Below are 17,017 nucleotides of genomic sequence, written 5' to 3'. Positions count from 1 at the left end.
CGCCATGAGCACGCTCTTCGACCGCATCGCCCCCCGCATCCGCGAGGAGGACGAGTCCTTCCGCACCAAGATGCTCGCCATCGCGGCGACGCAGCCCGACGTCATCGCCATGGGCCGCGGCGACCCCGACTTCCACACCCCGCCTCATATCGCGGAGGCCGCGATCCGGGCGATCCGCGACAATCAGCACCACTACACCGCGCCCACCGGGATGCCGGCGCTGCGCGCGGCGATCGCCGAGCACCTGGCCGACCTCTACGGGCTCCGCTATGGGGCCGACGAGATCGTGGTGACGGCGGGCGTCCAGGAGTCCATCACGCTCCTGATGCTCGGCCTCGTCTCACCGGGCGACGAGGTTCTCGTCACCTCGCCGCGCTTCACGACCTACGACACGGCGGTGCGGCTGGCGGGCGGCGTGCCCGTGCCGGTGCCGACCGTGGAGGAGAACGACTTCGCGCTCGACCCCGCCGAGATCGAGCGGCGCATCACGCCGCGCACCCGCCTGTTCGTGCTGGTCTCGCCCAACAACCCGACAGGCGCCGTGACGCCGCCGGACGCCATCCGGCAGATCGCCGAGATCGCGCAGCGGCACGACATCATCGTCGTCTCCGACGAGATCTACGCTCAGATCATCTACGAGGGGAACGAACACCTCTCGATCGCGACGCTGCCCGGAATGAAGGAGCGCACGGTCACGCTGAACGGCTTCTCCAAGACCTATGCCATGACGGGCTGGCGCGTCGGCTATCTCGCGGCGCCCGCCGACTTCGTCGCGAAGATGACCGAGCCGCGCCACACGCTCTCGATCAACGCCTGCACGATCTCGCAGCACGCCGCGCTCGCGGCCCTTCAAGGTCCGTCCGAGCCGATCGAGGCGATGATCGCGGCCTATGCCGAGCGGCGCGCGGCGCTGACCGAGGCGTTCCGGCGCATGGGCCTCTCGTTCGGCCATCCCGGCGGGGCCTTCTACCTCTACACCAACGTCTCCTCGACGGGGCTGTCGGCCCCGGTCTTCTGCGAGCGCCTGCTGCGCGAGACGGGGGTGCTGCTGTTTCCGGGCGCGCTCTTCGGCGACGAGAGCGACCGCTACGTCCGCGTCTCGTTTCTCCAGCCGATCGAGCGCATCCGCGAGGCGATCGCGCGTATGGAAGGCTTCATTCAGGGCCTGAAGGCGCAGGCCGCATGAGCGCGCCTCGTCCCGATCCGGCCGAGAAGTTCGTCGGCATCCAGGTCAGCCCCATCTCGTTCCTCGACGAGGGCGTGGATGCGGTGCTCGACACGCTGCAGACCCGCGTCGGCGTCAACGTCCTGATGCTGGGCACCGTGTCCTGGCTCGGCCTCAAGACCGGCCGCTCGATCAGCCACGCGCTGGACGGCTGGCCCGACCACGGCATCCCCGAGCCCTACGCGCTGCGGGGCGGGGCCTATTTCCAGCCCGATCCCGCCTATTATCGCGACACGTTCATGGCGGACTACCGCACGCGCGATCCCGAGTTCGAGGGACGCGACATCCTCGCCATGGTGCTGCCCGAGGCGCATCGGCGCGGCATGAAGGTCTTCGTCGAGCTGATGGAGCCCTTCTTCAAGTATTCCGGCCACGGCTCGGCCGGCACGGTCGACATTCCGAACCTGCCGCAGGCGATGGAGGTCGACCTCTTCGGCCGGCTCGGGCCCGAGCCCTCCACCAGCCATCCCGGCTACCGCAACTGGATCCTCTCGATGGTGGAGGACCAGGTGCGCCGCTACCCGATCGACGGCCTGATGTGGTGCAACGAGCGCAACTCGCCGCTCGACACGCTGATCCAGGGCGGGGCGCCGGGCGACTTCTCCACCCATTCGCGGCGCGAGGCGGCGGAGCGTGGCGTCGACGCGGAACGCTGCCGCGAGGCGCTCCTGCGCCTCTACGACTTCTGCCAGGAAGCGGCGGCCGGCAAGAGCTTTGCCGACGGCACCTTCGTCACCTTCCTGCGCACGCTCCTCGCCCACCCCGAAGCCCTGATCTGGGAGCGCTTCTGGCTGGAGCGCAACAAGGACCTCGACCGCGAACTCTACGGCCTCGTGAAATGGTGCCGCCCAACCCTCCCGTTCGGGCTCAACGTCTGGAACCGCAACCACTTCAACATCTTCCGCAAGGCGCAGTGGCCTTGGGCCGAGCAGACGCTCTACGCCGACTGGGTGAAGCCCATCACCTACCAGCACCAGGCAGGCGAGGTGTTCGCCAAGGAGCTCGGCTTCTTCCGCAAGACGATCTTGCGCGACTTCGAGCCGGGCGAGGCGACCGCCGTCCTGTACCGGCTGCTCGGGTTGAAGGAGGCGCCGTTCGACAAGCTCGTCGAGACCGGAATGGACCCCGACACCTACGTCTTCGGGCAGTGCGCCGATGCGTTGCGCGGGGTGGAGGGCCGGGCCAAGGTCTATATGGGGCTCGGCGTCGACGCGCCGCGCACGCGCGCGGAAACCGCCCAATGCACGCCCGACATCGCCTACCGCTCGGTTCTCGCGACCTATCGCGCGGGCGGGCACGGCGTGGTGCTGGCGCCCAACTACGCCTCGATGCACCTCACCCATCTCGACGGCGTCGCCGCCGCCCTGCGCGAGCTCGGTCTCCATTGAGCGGGCCGTTCGACATCGTCGTCCGGGGGGCGGAGGTCGTCGGCGAGGCGGGCGTGCGGGCGGCCGACATCGCGATCCGGGACGGGCGCGTCGCCCTGCTCCTTGCGCCGGGCGAGGCGGCCGACGCGCGCGAGACCTTCGACGCCGCCGGCCTCCACGTCCTGCCGGGCGCGATCGACATCCACGTCCACGTGCGCGCGCCGGCCTTTCCCGAGCGCGGCACGGTGGAGAGCGAGACGGCGGCCGCCATTGCGGGCGGCATCACGGCGCTGTTCGAGATGCCGATCACGCAGCCCTGCTGCAATTCCGGCGAGCGGATACGCGTGCGCGCCGAGCATTTCCAAGGACGGGCGCTCGCCCATTTCGCGATGATCGCCGCACCCGGCAGCCTGGACGACGCGAGCATCGAAGCGATCCGGAAGGCCGGCGCGATCGCCTTCAAGATCTTCACCACCGCCATGCCGGCGGGCCGCGAGACCGAGTTCGCGGGGCTGGCCCGGCCGGACGAGGGCGAGGAGTTCGAGGCGCTGCGGGCCTGCGCGCGCACCGGACTGCCGGTGATCGTCCACGCCGAGAGCGCGCAGCTTCTCGATCACTTCGCGGCGGCCGCGCAGGGGCTCGACCCGCAAAGTGCCGCGACCCACGAGCGGATGCGCCCCGCGCTGTGCGAGAGCGTCGCGGTCGCCCGGCTGCTCGCGATGAACATGGAGGCGGGGGCGAAGCTCCACATCGCCCACGTGACCTCGGCCGCGACGGTGCGCGTCCTGCGCGCCTTTCGCGGGACCTCGGACTTCACCGCCGAGACCTGCCCGCACTACCTCCTCTTCACGGGCGGGGAGGACGTCGCGCGGGCCGGCGTCTTCGGCCGCGTCAACCCGCCGATCCGTGGCCCCTCGGACCGCGCGGCGCTGTGGGAGGCGTTGGCGGACGGAACAATCGGCTTCGTCACCACCGATCACGCCGCCTTCAGCCTCGCCGACAAGGAACGGGCGAACGGCGATTTCACAAGCGCCCCGCCCGGCACGCCGGGCCTCGAAATCCTCGTGCCGACGCTGCTCGACGCTGTGGCCGAGGGGCGGCTCTCGCTTCCCGACGTCGCGCGGCTCTTGAGTGCCGAGCCGGCCCGGCGCTTCGCCCTGCCCACGAAGGGCCGCGTCGAGCCGGGCTTCGATGCCGACCTGACGCTGGTGGACCTTGCGGGCGAGACGCGCTTCCCGCTCGGCGCGATGCGCACCAAGGCGCGCGACGTCGCGCACCTCTATGCCGACCGGCGCTTCCGGGGGCGGGTCGCGGCGACCTTCCTCGCCGGGCGGCCGGTCTATGCCGCCGGCGAGCTATGCGCCGCTCCCGCGAGCGGCCAGTATCTGACGCCAGATCATCAGGGAGCCTTCCGTTGAGCCGATCCGACGCCGCCCTCGCGCCCCCGCTTCTCGAGGTCGACGACCTCCAGACGAGCTTCTCGATCGGGGAGGGCCGTGAGGTCCGCGCCGTGGACGGGGTCGGCTTCTCGCTTCGCGCCGGCGAGACGGTCGCGATCGTCGGCGAGTCCGGCTCCGGCAAGTCGGTCACCAGCCTTTCCATCATGCGCCTCCTGCCCAAGAAGGTCGGCTGGATCTCGCGGGGGCGCATCCGCCTGCGCGGACGCGACCTCGTGAACCTGTCCGAACGCGAGATGCGGGGCGTGCGCGGCAATGACATCGGCATGATCTTCCAGGAGCCGATGACCTCGCTGAACCCGGTCCATACGGTCGGCGAGCAGATCGCGGAGGTCGTGCGCGAGCACCAGGGCCTGCCGCGCGCGGCGGCCCGCGCCCGCGCCGTCGACATGCTGCGCCTCGTCGGCATTCCCGAGCCCGAGCGCCGAGCGAACAGCTTCCCGCACGAGATGTCGGGCGGCATGCGCCAGCGCGCCATGATCGCGATGGCGCTCGCCTGCGAGCCGAGCGTCCTGATCGCCGACGAGCCGACGACGGCACTCGACGTGACGATCCAGGCGCAGATCCTCGACCTCATGCGAAGCCTGCAGGAGCGGCTTGGCATGGCGATCGTCTTCATCACGCACGATCTGGGCGTCGTCGCCGAGATGGCCGACCGCGTGGTGGTGATGTATGCGGGCCAGGTGGTCGAGACCGGCTCGGTGCGCGAGATCTTCGCGCGGCCCCTGATGCCCTACACGGCCGGCCTGATGCGCGCGATCCCGCGCCTCGGCGCGTCGGCGGAGCGCTCGCGCCTCCAGACGATCCCGGGCTACGTGCCGCCGCTGAGCCGCCTGCCGGCCGGCTGCCGCTTCCGCACGCGCTGCGCCCACGCCTTGGCCCGCTGCGCGGAAGGCGAGCCGCCGCTGGAGACGGCGGGCGAGGGGCGCAGCGTCCGCTGCTTCCGCTGGCGCGAACTCGAGCTCGCCGAGAGGGCGGCATGAGCGCGCTCCTGTCGCCCGTGCCGCAGGCGTCGTCGGATCCGCTTCTCGTCGTCTCGGACCTGCGCAAGTACTTCCCGATCCGGGGCGGCGTCCTCAACCGGGTGCAGCGCCACGTCCATGCGGTGGAGGACGTGTCCTTCACGGTGAACCGCGGCGAGGTCGTGGGGCTTGTCGGCGAGTCGGGCTCCGGCAAGACCACGGTCGGGCGCACGATCCTGCGCTTGGAGATCCCGACCGCCGGCTCGGTGAGCTTCGCGGGCACGGATCTCGGCTTTCTCGGCCGGCCGCAGATGCGCGCCATGCGCAAGCGCATGCAGATCGTGTTCCAGGACCCCTATGCCAGCCTCAACCCGCGCGAGAAGATCCGCACCGTCCTGGCCCACGCCCTTTCCGTCCACGACATCGTGCCGGCGCGCGAGCGCGAGGCGCGCGTCGTCCAGCTCCTGGAGCAGGTCGGACTATCGGCCGACTATCTCGACCGCTTCCCGCACGAGTTCTCCGGCGGCCAGCGCCAGCGCATTGGCATCGCGCGCGCGCTCGCCGTCGAGCCCGACTTCATCGTCGCCGACGAGCCGGTCTCGGCGCTCGACGTGTCGATCCAGGGGCAGGTCATCAACCTCCTGCAGGACCTCAAGGACGCGCTCGGCCTCACCATGCTCTTCATCGCTCACGATCTGGCGGTGGTGGAGCACATCTCGGACCGGGTGATCGTCATGTATCTCGGCCGGATCATGGAGATCGCGCCGACGCGCACGCTCTACGCCGCGCCCAACCACCCCTACACGCAGGCGCTGCTGTCGGCCGTGCCCCAGCCCGACCCCGACCGCCGCCCGCAGCGCACGATCCTCACCGGCGACATCCCGAGCCCGATCTCGCCGCCGTCCGGCTGCGTCTTCCGCACGCGATGCCCGCAGGCGATCGCCGACTGCGCCCGCGTCGTGCCGGAGCTGAGGCCCGTCTCGCCGGGCCAGTTCAGCGCCTGCATCCGCACCGCCCCCTGACCTTTTTTCGAGACCCTTCATGACCGCTGAGCCCGACATCCGCTTCGACCGCTACTACAGCTACGACGAGATGACCGCCTGCCTCCAGGCGCTCGCCGCCCGCTACCCCAGGCTCGCCACGCTGCGCTCGCTCGCGCGCTCGTTCGGGGGGCGCGAGGTCTGGGTGATGGAGATGACCAACCCCAACACGGGGCCCGCCGCGGAAAAGCCCGGCTACTACATCGACGCCCAGATCCACGCCGAGGAGCACGCGACCAGCGCGACGGCGCTCTACGCCATCTGGCACCTCCTGACGAACTACGGCCGGGACGAGGAGGCGACGCGCCTTCTGGACACGCAGGTCTTCTATGTCCTGCCGCGCATCAACCCGGACGGCGCCGAGCTCTCGCTCCAGCCGCCCTACTACAACTGGTGCGGCAACGGCCGCTTCATGCCGGGCGCCGACCGTCATGCCGGGCTCATTCCGGAAGACGTCGACGGCGACGGCTTCCTGGTCTGGATGCGCGTGCCCGATCCCAAAGGCGAGTGGAAGAAGAGCGCCCGCAATCCCGACATCATGGTGCAGCGCGCGCCCGGCGAGGAGGGCGGCGATTACTTCCGCCTCTACCCCGAAGGCACGATCCGCGACTACGACGGCGCGAACGTCGCCATCGAGAAGCCCTTCGACGGCAACATGAACCGCAACTTTCCGACCAACTGGTCGCCGCAGGAATACGGCGCGGGCGAGCATCCGCTGTCGGAGCCGGAAGCCGCCGCCATGGCGCGCTTCATCCTCGACCATCCCAACATCTGCGGCATGTGCGCCTACCACACGCACGGGGGCATCATCATGCGCCCCTCGATGACCAGGCCCGACAGCGCCATGAGCGCGCGCGACATCACGCTCTACAAGGAGATCGGCAAGGTCGGCACCGAGCTCACCGGCTACCCCACGGTCTCGATCTACGAGGACTTCACGCCCGACAAGACCCAGGTCCGGCGCGGCGGGCTGATGGACTGGACCTACGAGGAGATGGGCATCATCTCCTTCGGCACCGAACTCTGGGACCTCGAGCGCGAGGCGGGCGTCGAGAAGGTGGGCTACTACAACCTCTACCCGCGCAACGAGGAGGTACAGCAGAAGGTCTACACCTACGTGCGCGAGCACATGGGCGAACGCGCCTGGCGTGACTGGCGCCCCTTCGAGCATCCGCAGCTCGGCGCCATCGAGATCGGCGGCATGGTCAACATCTGGAGCTACCGCAACCCGCCGCCCGCGCTTCTGGAGGGCATCGCGCGCGCCAACGCCCTGTTCAACCTGCGTCATGCCGCAGCCGCCCCGCGCGTTCGCGTCGACACGCTGGAAGTCGAGCCGATGGGCGCCGATCTCTTCAAGATACGCGCCGTGGTGGCCAACCACGGCTACCTGCCGACCAACCTCTCCGACGTCGCGGTCGCCAACAAGGCGGCCAAACCCGTCGAGGTCGCGCTGGAGGTCGAGGGCGGAGAGGTCGTGATGAACCCGGCCCGGGTCGAACTCGGGCATCTGGCCGGGCGCAACGAGCGGCTCTACCCCTGGTCGCCCTGGGGCCAGCAGTGGAGCGCCGTCGCCAAGCCGGTGGAATGGCTGGTGCGCTCGAGCGGCTCTGGGGCGGGGGTGCGCGTCGTCGCGCGCTCGCAGAAGGGCGGCGTCGATCGGCGCGAGGCATCGCTCGGCTGAGAGGTGGCGGCATCGCAACCGGCGCGTCGCGCGCCGGCCGCCGGCGGGCAGCCGCGCAAGCATCCGTGTCTTGAGGCAGCCATATCGTCTACATTATAACATCGTGCGATAGCGAATTGTGCGTCGCGCCGGCGCGGGAGAGATGGCATGGCAGACCACGAGCCGGAAGACGACAGCTCCCCTTCGGGTACGCTCCGCCAGCCGCTCCGCCTCGCGCTCGCCGACTCCATCGCCGACTCCATCGCGGAGGCCATCGCCACCAACAACCTGAAGCCCGGCGAGCGGATCATCGAGACCTCGTTCTCGGAGCGCCTCGGCGTCAGTCGCGTTCCCATCCGCGAGGCGTTGAAGGTCCTTCATGCGCAGGGCATCGTCATCGGGGGAAGCCATCGCGGCTACAAGGTCGCGACCTTCGACGCGCGGGTCACGCAGCAGATCCTGGAGGCGCGCCTCCAGGTGGAGGCGCTTCTCCTGCGCGATGCGATCGGCAACTGGGCGGCCGGGCTGGAGGATCCCGCCATGCTCCAGGGACCGATCGACGACATGCGGCGCGCGGCGCGCGTCGGCGACGTGCGGGCCTCGCTCCAGGCGGACCTCAACTTCCACCGCGTGTTCCGCAACGCCGCCCGCAACGCGATCGTGGGAACGCTGTGGGACACGATCGCCCGGCACGTCCTGATCGTCTTCAACTTCGAGCGCTACCGCGACAAGGACCTGCGCGCCGTTGTGCGCCAGCACGAGGCGTTCCGCGACTGGATGCTGGAGCGTATGGCGGCGCCTGTCGACGAGGACGAGATCCGCAACGCTCTGGAGGACCACATGCTGATGATCGAGCGCGGCCGGCGCCGGCACGGCGCCCACTGACTTCGGCCGGCCAAGGCCTGGCCTTCAGCCCTTGACCGCGCCGGCGAGCGAGCCCGCGAGATAGCGGTAGAGGACGCTGCCGAGGATCACCGGGGGAAGGGCGGCCAACACCATGACCGCCGAGGCGACGCCCCACTGGACCCCGCCGCCGCCGGACGCGAAGAAGAAGGACGCGCCGACCGTGACGGGCACGGCGTCGCGCGTCGTCAGGATCAGGCCGAACAGGAACTCGTTCCAGGCCGTGATGAAGCCGAACACGAAGGCGGTGACGAAGGCCGGGCGGCAGAGCGGGGCGACCACCCGCAGCATGCGCGACAGGCGGCCCGCGCCGTCCATGACCGCCGCCTCCTCGATCTCGAAGGGCACCTCCTCGACGCCGTTGAGGAGCAGCACCAGCGTCAGCGGTAGGTTGACGACGGCGAGCACCAGCCCGAGGCCGAGACGCGTGTCGAGGAGCCCCGCCCACTGGAACATCATGTAGATCGGGATCGCGAAGATCACGAGCGGCATGGCGCGCAGGTTCACGACGAGAGGCATCAGCCACCGGCGCCCGAGCCCGCTTCGCGCGATGCCGTAGGCGGCCGGAAAGGCGAGGAGGATGGCGAGCACCGTTCCCGTCAGCGAAGCGGCGAGGCTGTTGAGGAGGTAGCCCGTCATGTCGACGCGGCCGGCATCCGCGAAGACGCGCGCGTAGTTGGCGAGCGTCGGCGCCTCGATCCAGAGGCCCGGATTGCGCGCGATCTCGGCCGCCGACTTGAACGAGGTGACGAGCGTCACGATCACCGGCAGGTTCACGAGAAGAACGGCGACGAGGTAGACGGCGACGCGCAGGATCATCACGGCGTCAGGTCCTCCGCCGCAGCGAGACACGGTTCAAGGCGTAGAGAAGAAGGAACGAGGCTGCGAACAGCACCACCGAGGCGGCGACCGCCCGCCCGATCGCGCCCTGCCGGAAGAAGCTCTCGTAGATGTAGATCGACAGCGACTGCGTGGAGCCACCGGCCCCGCTGCCCGTCAGCACGTAGACGTTGTCGAACACGCGCACGCCGTCGATGAAGCGGATGAAGAAGGCGACCGCGACCGTCGGCAGCATGAGCGGCAGCTCGACGAAGCGCAGGCGCTGCCAGGCACCGGCGCCGTCCATCGCGGCGGCGTCGCGCACGTCCTGCGAGATCGCGCCGTAGGCGACGTGGAACAGGAGAAAGGCGAAGGGCGTCCACTGCAGCGCCTCCACGGCGACCAGCGTGCGGAACGCCATGTCGGGGCCGAGAAAGGCCGGGCTGTCGCCGGTCCATTCGAGGAGATAGTAGGGCAGGGGTCCCACGAACTCGTGCAGAACGAGGCGGTACATGAGGCCGACCAGCGCGGGGGCCACCATGAGCGGCAGCATGAGGCCGGTGATCAGGACGGAGCGCCTGGCCAGGAGCGGGGCGAGGAAGACCGCGAGGAAGAGGCCGAGCCCGCACTCGATCAGTGCCGTGACGAGGCCGAAGCGCAAGGAAAAGCCGGCCGCGCTCCAGAAGGCGCCGTCCCGGAGAACCGCCGCGTAGTTCCCGAAGCCGGAGAGCTTCGGCTCGCGCAACGTCTGGAACGTGACCTCCGAGACGGAGTAGACGAGGTTCACCAGCGCCGGGAAGCCGAGAAAGGCCAGCAGGAACAGGACGAGCGGCGCCATCAGGACGGACCAGCCGAACGTGCCGCCGCGCATCGCTGATGTCATGGGAGGAGAACCCGTGTCCGGTGGCGCGGCCGCCAAGGGCCGCGCCGGTTGCCGAGGAGGCGCACGCCTACTTCAGGAGGTCGGCCATGCCGGTCTCGGTCGCCTTCAGCGCCTCGTCCAGCGAGCGCTGGCCGCTCCAGTAGCCGGTGAACTCCTTGGCCTGGAGCTCGTAGACCGAGAGCGCGTTGGCCGAGGTCGCCCCGTTCATCACGAAGCCGTACTTCACCGCGTATTCGCCGAGCGGAACGAGGTCCGGCCGCTCGGTGGCGATCTTGGCCGCGACCTCAGCCGTCAAAGCCGGCGCGCCGCCGGCCTTGGCATAGGCGAGGGCCGCCTCCTCGGTCGACATCCAGCGCAGGAACTTCGCGGCACCCGCCTTGTTGGGCGCGGTCTTCGACAAGCCGAGGCCGAGCGAGTGGATATGGGTGAAGCGCCCGTCCGGTCCGGCCGGCGGGGGAACGGTCGCGGTGGTCTCGGCGACCGCCGGCGACTGGTTCGGGTCCGTGAGCACGGGCGCGGCGGCGTTCCACTGCACCATGGCCGCGACCTGGCCGGACGCAAACGCCGCGTTCGCCTCGGCGAACTCGTAGGACAGGGAGTCCTTGGGCGTCGCGCCGGCATCCGTCAGCATCTTGTAGAGCTCGAGCCCGTGCCGGTAGGCGGGCGAGTCCACGCTCACCTTGCCGGAAGCGTCCTCCCAGTTGCCCCCATAGGCGCGCGGCAGGGACTGGAACACCATCATGTTGAAGAGAAGGTTCTTCATCTGGAGGACGGTGCCGTAGCGCGTCGGGCTGTCGGGGTTCACCGCCTTGGTGAAGTAGAGGGCGGTGGCGGCGAAGTCGTCCCAGGTCCAGTCAGCGGGGGCCTTGGGCTGAAGGTCGAGGCCGAGCCGCTCCTTGGCGATCTTCGCATAGGTCGCCTTGGCCTCGTCGCTGGCGAGCAGCGCGTCGACGAGGTCCTTGCGGAAGTAGAGGAAGTGCATCGAGAGGTCGGTCGGCACGCCGTATTGCCGACCCTCGAACTGCATGGTCTTCAGCACCGGCTCGCCGACGACCTTCGCGGCGGAGGGGTCGAGCTCGACCGGCTCCATGAAGGGCGCGTAGCGGCCGATCGAGTAGGTGGCCAGCAGGTTGGCGTCGAAGGCCGTGGTGCCGGCGGCCAGGTCCGCCTGCAGCTTGTCCCAGAAGCCCTCGCGGTTGAAGAACAGGAGGTCGACCTTGTCGGCCTCGGCCGTATCGGACTTGGCATTGTAGGCGTCGGCCGCGGCCCGCAACGCCGCCTCCTCGGGACCGCCGGGCCAGCCGAGGACCGTGACCTTGGCGTCGGCGGCGCCGGCCGACAGGAAGCTCGCCAGCGTTGCGGCGAGAAGAAAGGCACTGCGTCGGGCGCGGTTCGGCATGGATCAGACCCTTTCGGCGGTGGAGATGGCGGTGAGAGCGAGGTCGGCGGCGCCGATCAGCCCCGCGTCCGCGCCGAGCTCGGCCGGAACGAGGCGTGGCCGCAGCCGGGCGGGCTGGCCGCCGAGCGCGGCATCCAGGCGGTCGAGATAGCCGGGCGCGAGCCCGATCCCGCCGCCGATGACGATGCGGTTGGGGTCGAGCGCGAGCTGGACGTTGAGGAGAAGGGCGGCGGCCCGGCGGGCCGAGCGCTCGAGGATCGCCTCGGCCCACGCCTCGCCCCCGTGTGCGGCATCGAACACGGCGCGCGCGTCGGCATCGAAGCCGGCGGACGCCGCCTCGGCGGCGATCCAGCGGCCGGAGACCGCGTCCTCGGCGGGCGGCGCGCTCGGGTCGCCGCCCTCGCGCCACTGCCCGAAATGGCCCGCCAGTCCGCTGAGGAGCCGTCCGCCCGAGACGATGCCGCCGCCGATGCCGGTGGAGATGGTGAGGAACGCGACCGTGGCCTCATCCGCGCCTCGCCCCGCGCCGAAGCGCGCCTCGCCCCAGGCGGCGGCCTGTGCGTCGTTCCAGGCGCGGACCGGGAGCCCGAGGCGGCGCGACAACTCGGCCTCGACCGGGAGACCGTCCGGCACGGGCAGCGTGCGCGGGTTGAGGGCCGACCAGCGCCCGTCGTCCACCAGTCCGGTCAGGGCCGCGCCCACGGCCCGCGCGCGTCCGCGCCAGGGATGGGCGGCGTCGGCGATGGCGTCGAGCCAGACCTCGGCGCCTCGTTCGCGCGGGGTCGCAAAGGCGCGGCGCTCGACGATCCGGCCGCCCTCCACGAGCGCTGCCGCGATCTTCGTGCCGCCGACGTCGAGCGCGAGGACCCCGGCCACGGCGTTCACGCCGTCGCGGGCTGCGGCGCGACCGCGCCCATGGCCGACACGAACCAGCTCGTGGCGTGTTCGGGGCGCGTGATGGCGGAGCCCACCACGACGCAGAAGGCGCCCGCCGCCAGGGCCTCGGCCGCCTGGTCGGGCGTGCGGATGCGCCCTTCCGCGACGACATGGGGCGTCAGGCGCCGCAGGCGCGAGATCAGCGCGATGTCGGGGTCCACCGGCTCGGGACCGCCCGTATAGCCCGAAAGCGTCGAACCGACGACGTCGGCGCCCGCCGCCAGCGCCTGCCTCGCGTCCTCCTCGTCGGAGCAGTCGGCCATGGCGAGCGCGCCCTCGCGCTGAACGGCCTCGACGAGTTCCCGCACGCCGGCGGGCCGGGGGCGGCGCGTCGCGTCGAAGGCGACGATGTCGGCGCCGGCCCGCGCCAGCGCCGCGGCTTCCTCCAAGGTCGGCGTGATGCGAACGGGGGAATCGTCGAGGTCGCGCTTGACGAGCCCGATGATCGGCGCTCGCGTCACGGCGCGCACGGCCTCGACATAGCGCACCGACTCGATCCGCAGGCCGCTCGCGCCCCCGTCGAGAGCGGCGAGGGCGAAGGCGGCGACGATCTCCGGCCTGTCCAGCGGACCGCCCGGCACGGGCTGGCAGGAGACGATCAGCTTGCGGTCGAGATCGGAGAGGCGCACGGGGGTCCAGATGTCCGCGATCGGTTTCCGGACGCTAACCGAACGGTTGGAGAATGCAACCGGTATCGTACCGGTCTTATCGCAAAATCTCGGTGACGAAGTCGTAGGCCTCACCGAGATAGCGCGACTCCGTGCTCTCCACGATGCGCCCCTCGCGCTCGAAGCAGCGTCGTTCCATGACCAGGAGGGGCGAGCCCGGCTTGCAGCGCAGGTGCGTGGCGTCGACCCGCGTCGCGGCCTCGGCGCGCAGGCGCTGCACGGCCCGCACGGGCGCCGCGCCCACGGCCTCCAGAACTTTGTAGAGCGACTGGTCGACGGCGTCCGGGTCGCCGAGCACCCAGCCCGGCACGGCGGTCCGCTCCCAGGCGATCGGCGCGCCGCTCGCGGTGCGGATCCGGTGCAGGCGCAGGATCGCGGCGCCGAGCGGGAGCCCGAGCGCGCGCGCCTCGTCGATGTCGGCGTTGGCGCGCTCCTTCAGGAGCCAGACGCAGCCGGGCTCGAGGCCGCGCGCGGCCATGTCTTCGGAAAAGCCGGTGAGGCGCGTCAGCGACTTCTCCACCCGGCCCGCCACCGCCGTGCCCGCGCCGGGCCGGCGCGCGAGGCGTCCGGCCTCCACCAGCCCGTCGATCGCCTTGCGCACCGTGACGCGCGACAGGGCCAGACCCTCGGCGAGCACCCGCTCGCCCGGCAGCGTCTCGCCGATGGACAGGCGCCCCGCCGCGATCTCCTGCGCGAGCTCGCGCGATAGGCGAGCATAGAGCGGCTCCGCGAAGTCCGGCGCGGCCAAGCGCTCGCGCAGGCGCTCGATCAGGCCGCCGCCGGGCCCGGGGGCGACTCTGGGCTCGGCGCCGTCGTCGGGAGGAGCGGTCATCGAGGGGAAACCGTGGCGGTGGGCGGGGCGGATGGGATGGCCCCCCCGCGATACGCCGCTTGCGGGGGGCGGCGCAACGGGCACCGCGTGTCCGCGGCGCGGCCCGGTCGCAGCTCCACCGGGGATCCGCCGGCGAGGGGCTTGACCTCGGCCGCCCGCTCCTGTGGACATCCGCCCGATTTTCCCACGCGGGTCACCCCCTCTGCCGGGGCTGCCGCGAGTGACCACCAAGGGGCTGCGATGTTCGATCTTCTCGTTGCGGGCGCGACGCTGCCCGACGGCCGCACCGGCATGGACGTGGCCGTGAAGGACGGCCGCATCGCCGCGATCGCGCCCCGGATCGAGGGCGAGGCGGGCGAGCGCGTCGAGGCGCACGGGCGCCTCCTGTCGCCGCCCTTCGTCGACCCGCACTTCCACATGGACGCGACGCTCTCGCTCGGCCTGCCGCGCATGAACCGCTCGGGCACGCTTCTCGAGGGCATCGCGCTCTGGGGCGAGCTGAAGCCGCTTCTCACCGTCGAGGCCATGGTAGAGCGGGGCTTGCGCTACTGCGACCTCGCGGTCTCGCAGGGGTTGCTGTCGATCCGCAGCCATGTCGACGTCAGCGATCCGACGCTTCGCACGGCGGAGGCGATGATCGAGCTGCGCGAGCGCGTGCGGCCCTATCTCGAGCTCCAGCTCGTCGCCTTTCCGCAGGACGGCTACTACCGCAGCCCCGGCGCGGTGGCGCTTCTCGCGCGCTCGCTCGACATGGGGCTCGACGTGGTGGGCGGCATCCCGCACTTCGAGCGCACCATGGCCGACGGCGCGGCCTCGGTGGAGGCCCTGTGCCGGCTCGCCGCCGAGCGCGGCCTGCCGGTGGACCTCCACTGCGACGAGAGCGACGACCCGCTCTCGCGCCATGTGGAAACGCTTGCCGCCGAGACGGTGCGCCACGGCCTGCAGGGGCGCGTGGTGGGCTCGCACCTCACGTCCATGCATTCCATGGACAACTATTACGCCTCGAAGCTGATCGCCCTGATCGGCGAGGCCGGGCTTCATGTCGTCGCCAACCCGCTGATCAACATCACGCTGCAGGGCCGCCACGACACCTACCCCAAGCGCCGCGGCATGACGCGCGTGCCCGAACTCATGGCGGCCGGCGTCAACGTCGTCTTCGGGCACGACTGCGTCATGGACCCCTGGTACGCGCTCGGCTCCGGCGACATGCTGGAGGTCGCCCACATGGCCGTCCACATCGCGCCGATGACCTCGCGCGAGGGGCTTCGCGCGGCCTTCGACGCGGTGACCGTGAACGGGGCGCGCGCGATCGGCCTGACGGACTACGGGCTTGCGGTCGGCTCGGCCGCGAGCTTCGTGCTCCTCCAGGCCGCCGATCCGATCGAGGCGATCCGCCTCAAGGCGCGCCGCCTCCTCGTGGTGCGCGAGGGGAAGGTTCTGGCCCGCGCCGAGCCGCAGACGAGCCGACTGTCGATCCCTGGCCGCGAGAGCGTCGTGGACCCGTCGAGCTACGTGCCGCGCGCCGCCGGCTGATTGTTCCTGTCCATTTCCCCGGCAGCCTTGCCGATTGACACGAATAGAGGCAATCCGTCACATGCCCTTCATCCGAGGGCATGGGACGAGGGGCTGAGATGGCGATGACGACGGGATCGATCGGGCGACGCGGATTTCTTCTGGGGTCGGCGGGCGTCGGCCTGGCGCTTTCCATGCCCCGCGCCTTTGCGCAGGCGCCCCTCAAGGTCGCGGGCATCCATGCCTCGCCGGTCGAGAACGCCTGGAACTCCTGCCTTCACCAGGCGCTCCTGAACGCGGCCAAGGACGGCAAGATCGAGTACGTCTTCTCGGAAGGCGTGCGCGGACCCGACTACGGCCGCGCCATGCGCGAATACGCCGAAGGCGGCGCCAAGCTCATCGTCGGCGAGTCCTATGCCGTGGAGAGCGAGGCGCGGCAGGTGGCGGGCGAATACGCCGACACCGCCTTCCTGATGGGCTCGTCGGGCGAGCCGGCGGGCGAGAACTTCGGAACCTTCGGCACGTGGAACTTCGAAGCGGCCTATCTCGCCGGCATGCTGGCCGGAAAGATGAGCAAGAGCGGCGTCTTCGGCTCGGTCGGCGCCATCCCGATCCCCGAGGTCAACATGCTGATCAACGGCTTCCAGGCGGGCGTCACGGCGGTGCGGCCCGACGCCAAGCACCTCGTCGGCTTCATCGGCACGTTCTTCGATCCGCCGAAGGCGCGCGAAGCCGGACTCGCCCAGATCGATGCCGGCGCCGACATCCTGTTCGGCGAGCGCATCGGCACGGCGGACGCGGCCAAGGAGCGCGGCGTCAAGGCGATCGGGTCGCTCATCGACTACACGCCGCGCTATCCCGGCACGGTGTTCGCCAACGCCATCTGGAACTTCCGCCCGATCCTCGACGCGGCCGTGGCGGACGCGGCGGCCGGCCAGCCGACGGGCAAGAACTACACGCCCTTCAGCCTGATGAAGACGGGCGGCAACGACATCCAGTTCGACGCCGCGCAGGTGCCCGCCGAGGCCGTCGGTCCGATGGAGGAGCGCCGCGCCGCGATCAAGGCCGGCACGTTCGAGGTGCCGATGAACACGAGCGAGCCGGGCTGACCGTCCTCCGCCCAGCCATGCCGTCTCCGCTCATGCCCTTATCCGCCGACGAGCCCCTCGCCGGCGGCGATGCCACCGCGCTCGGGTCCGCCGTGCGCGACGGCCGGATCTCGGCCACCGAAGCGATGGAGGCGGCGCTGGATGCCGCGGAGCGCCTCGCCGACTTCGGCGCCGTCACCTTTCTCGACGCGGCGGCGGGGCGCGCGGCGGCGCAACGGCTCGACCGCCTGCGGGCCGAGGACGCC

General features: G+C 70.8%; 13 protein-coding genes and 2 pseudogenes. 10 read left to right on the top strand and 5 right to left on the bottom strand.

The genetic code is table 11. From position 1 onward, the window contains the following. Window positions 1-4 precede the first annotated feature (4 nt). From AUL35_RS07380 to AUL35_RS07350, 7 genes are all read left to right on the top strand, one after another. Entirely contained in the window at window positions 5-1,186 is a 1,182-nt protein-coding gene (locus tag AUL35_RS07380) for a pyridoxal phosphate-dependent aminotransferase (protein ID WP_062013568.1), read from the top strand. Further along, the gene (locus AUL35_RS07375) at window positions 1,183-2,613 is read left to right on the top strand and encodes a hypothetical protein (RefSeq protein WP_062013566.1); all 1,431 of its coding nucleotides are present in this window, start codon (window positions 1,183-1,185) and stop codon (window positions 2,611-2,613) included. The genes AUL35_RS07380 and AUL35_RS07375 overlap by 4 nt, the downstream gene beginning before the upstream one ends. Beyond that, window positions 2,610-4,010, top strand: a complete 1,401-nt coding sequence (locus AUL35_RS07370) for a dihydroorotase family protein (RefSeq protein ID WP_062013564.1) — start codon at window positions 2,610-2,612, stop codon at window positions 4,008-4,010. The genes AUL35_RS07375 and AUL35_RS07370 overlap by 4 nt, the downstream gene beginning before the upstream one ends. Further along, on the top strand, window positions 4,007-5,032 hold the full coding sequence (locus AUL35_RS07365; RefSeq protein ID WP_062013562.1) for an ABC transporter ATP-binding protein: 1,026 nt from the start codon (window positions 4,007-4,009) through the stop codon (window positions 5,030-5,032). Before AUL35_RS07370 ends, AUL35_RS07365 begins: the two co-directional genes overlap by 4 nt. Continuing rightward, on the top strand, window positions 5,029-6,033 hold the full coding sequence (locus AUL35_RS07360; protein WP_062013560.1) for an ABC transporter ATP-binding protein: 1,005 nt from the start codon (window positions 5,029-5,031) through the stop codon (window positions 6,031-6,033). Before AUL35_RS07365 ends, AUL35_RS07360 begins: the two co-directional genes overlap by 4 nt. A 19-nt stretch (window positions 6,034-6,052) precedes the next feature. After that, the gene (locus tag AUL35_RS07355) at window positions 6,053-7,732 is read left to right on the top strand and encodes a M14 family metallopeptidase (protein WP_062013558.1); all 1,680 of its coding nucleotides are present in this window, start codon (window positions 6,053-6,055) and stop codon (window positions 7,730-7,732) included. A 147-nt stretch (window positions 7,733-7,879) separates the two neighbouring features. After that, complete coding sequence (locus AUL35_RS07350) at window positions 7,880-8,596, top strand: GntR family transcriptional regulator (protein WP_062013556.1); 717 nt, start codon at window positions 7,880-7,882, stop codon at window positions 8,594-8,596. Window positions 8,597-8,620: 24 nt separating this feature from the next. Here the strand turns inward: AUL35_RS07350 and AUL35_RS07345 are convergent, their stop codons facing one another. From AUL35_RS07345 to AUL35_RS07320, 5 genes and pseudogenes are all read right to left on the bottom strand, one after another. Further along, window positions 8,621-9,433 (bottom strand): carbohydrate ABC transporter permease, encoded by an 813-nt coding sequence (locus AUL35_RS07345; protein ID WP_062013554.1) that lies wholly within the window; start codon window positions 9,431-9,433, stop codon window positions 8,621-8,623. A gap of 7 nt (window positions 9,434-9,440) precedes the next feature. After that, the gene (locus tag AUL35_RS07340; protein WP_082666181.1) at window positions 9,441-10,316 is read right to left on the bottom strand and encodes a carbohydrate ABC transporter permease; all 876 of its coding nucleotides are present in this window, start codon (window positions 10,314-10,316) and stop codon (window positions 9,441-9,443) included. Window positions 10,317-10,383: 67 nt separating this feature from the next. Beyond that, on the bottom strand, window positions 10,384-11,715 hold the full coding sequence (locus AUL35_RS07335) for an ABC transporter substrate-binding protein (protein ID WP_062013550.1): 1,332 nt from the start codon (window positions 11,713-11,715) through the stop codon (window positions 10,384-10,386). A 3-nt stretch (window positions 11,716-11,718) separates the two neighbouring features. Beyond that, window positions 11,719-13,280, bottom strand: a pseudogene (locus AUL35_RS23140) (putative N-acetylmannosamine-6-phosphate 2-epimerase). A 76-nt stretch (window positions 13,281-13,356) separates the two neighbouring features. After that, a complete protein-coding gene (locus AUL35_RS07320; protein ID WP_062013544.1) occupies window positions 13,357-14,151 on the bottom strand; it encodes a GntR family transcriptional regulator in 795 nt (264 codons plus the stop codon). Window positions 14,152-14,391: 240 nt separating this feature from the next. On the opposite strand from AUL35_RS07320, the gene AUL35_RS07315 reads away from it, so the two are divergent. From AUL35_RS07315 to AUL35_RS07305, 3 genes and pseudogenes are all read left to right on the top strand, one after another. Then, a complete protein-coding gene (locus tag AUL35_RS07315; RefSeq protein ID WP_062013541.1) occupies window positions 14,392-15,684 on the top strand; it encodes an amidohydrolase family protein in 1,293 nt (430 codons plus the stop codon). A 104-nt stretch (window positions 15,685-15,788) separates the two neighbouring features. Beyond that, on the top strand, window positions 15,789-16,772 hold the full coding sequence (locus AUL35_RS07310) for a BMP family protein (protein ID WP_062013724.1): 984 nt from the start codon (window positions 15,789-15,791) through the stop codon (window positions 16,770-16,772). A gap of 32 nt (window positions 16,773-16,804) precedes the next feature. Continuing rightward, a pseudogene (locus AUL35_RS07305) lies at window positions 16,805-17,017 on the top strand (hypothetical protein); the annotation flags it as partial.

Source organism: Aureimonas sp. AU4 (assembly GCF_001463765.1).
Taxonomy (GTDB): Bacteria; Pseudomonadota; Alphaproteobacteria; order Rhizobiales; family Rhizobiaceae; genus Aureimonas.
Note: the sequence above shows the minus strand (reverse complement) of the source record. Positions and strands in the feature narration are given on the sequence as shown.

What these genes read in the sequence shown, in the direction of transcription:
- AUL35_RS07380 (WP_062013568.1), top strand. Translation starts at nt 5, where the DNA reads ATGAGCACGCTCTTCGACCGCATCGCCCCCCGCATCCGCGAGGAGGAC.
- AUL35_RS07375 (WP_062013566.1), top strand. Translation starts at nt 1,183, where the DNA reads ATGAGCGCGCCTCGTCCCGATCCGGCCGAGAAGTTCGTCGGCATCCAG.
- AUL35_RS07360 (WP_062013560.1), top strand. Translation starts at nt 5,029, where the DNA reads ATGAGCGCGCTCCTGTCGCCCGTGCCGCAGGCGTCGTCGGATCCGCTT.
- AUL35_RS07355 (WP_062013558.1), top strand. Translation starts at nt 6,053, where the DNA reads ATGACCGCTGAGCCCGACATCCGCTTCGACCGCTACTACAGCTACGAC.
- AUL35_RS07350 (WP_062013556.1), top strand. Translation starts at nt 7,880, where the DNA reads ATGGCAGACCACGAGCCGGAAGACGACAGCTCCCCTTCGGGTACGCTC.
- AUL35_RS07345 (WP_062013554.1), bottom strand. Translation starts at nt 9,433, where the DNA reads ATGATCCTGCGCGTCGCCGTCTACCTCGTCGCCGTTCTTCTCGTGAAC.
- AUL35_RS07340 (WP_082666181.1), bottom strand. Translation starts at nt 10,316, where the DNA reads ATGACATCAGCGATGCGCGGCGGCACGTTCGGCTGGTCCGTCCTGATG.
- AUL35_RS07335 (WP_062013550.1), bottom strand. Translation starts at nt 11,715, where the DNA reads ATGCCGAACCGCGCCCGACGCAGTGCCTTTCTTCTCGCCGCAACGCTG.
- AUL35_RS07320 (WP_062013544.1), bottom strand. Translation starts at nt 14,151, where the DNA reads ATGACCGCTCCTCCCGACGACGGCGCCGAGCCCAGAGTCGCCCCCGGG.
- AUL35_RS07315 (WP_062013541.1), top strand. Translation starts at nt 14,392, where the DNA reads ATGTTCGATCTTCTCGTTGCGGGCGCGACGCTGCCCGACGGCCGCACC.
- AUL35_RS07310 (WP_062013724.1), top strand. Translation starts at nt 15,789, where the DNA reads ATGACGACGGGATCGATCGGGCGACGCGGATTTCTTCTGGGGTCGGCG.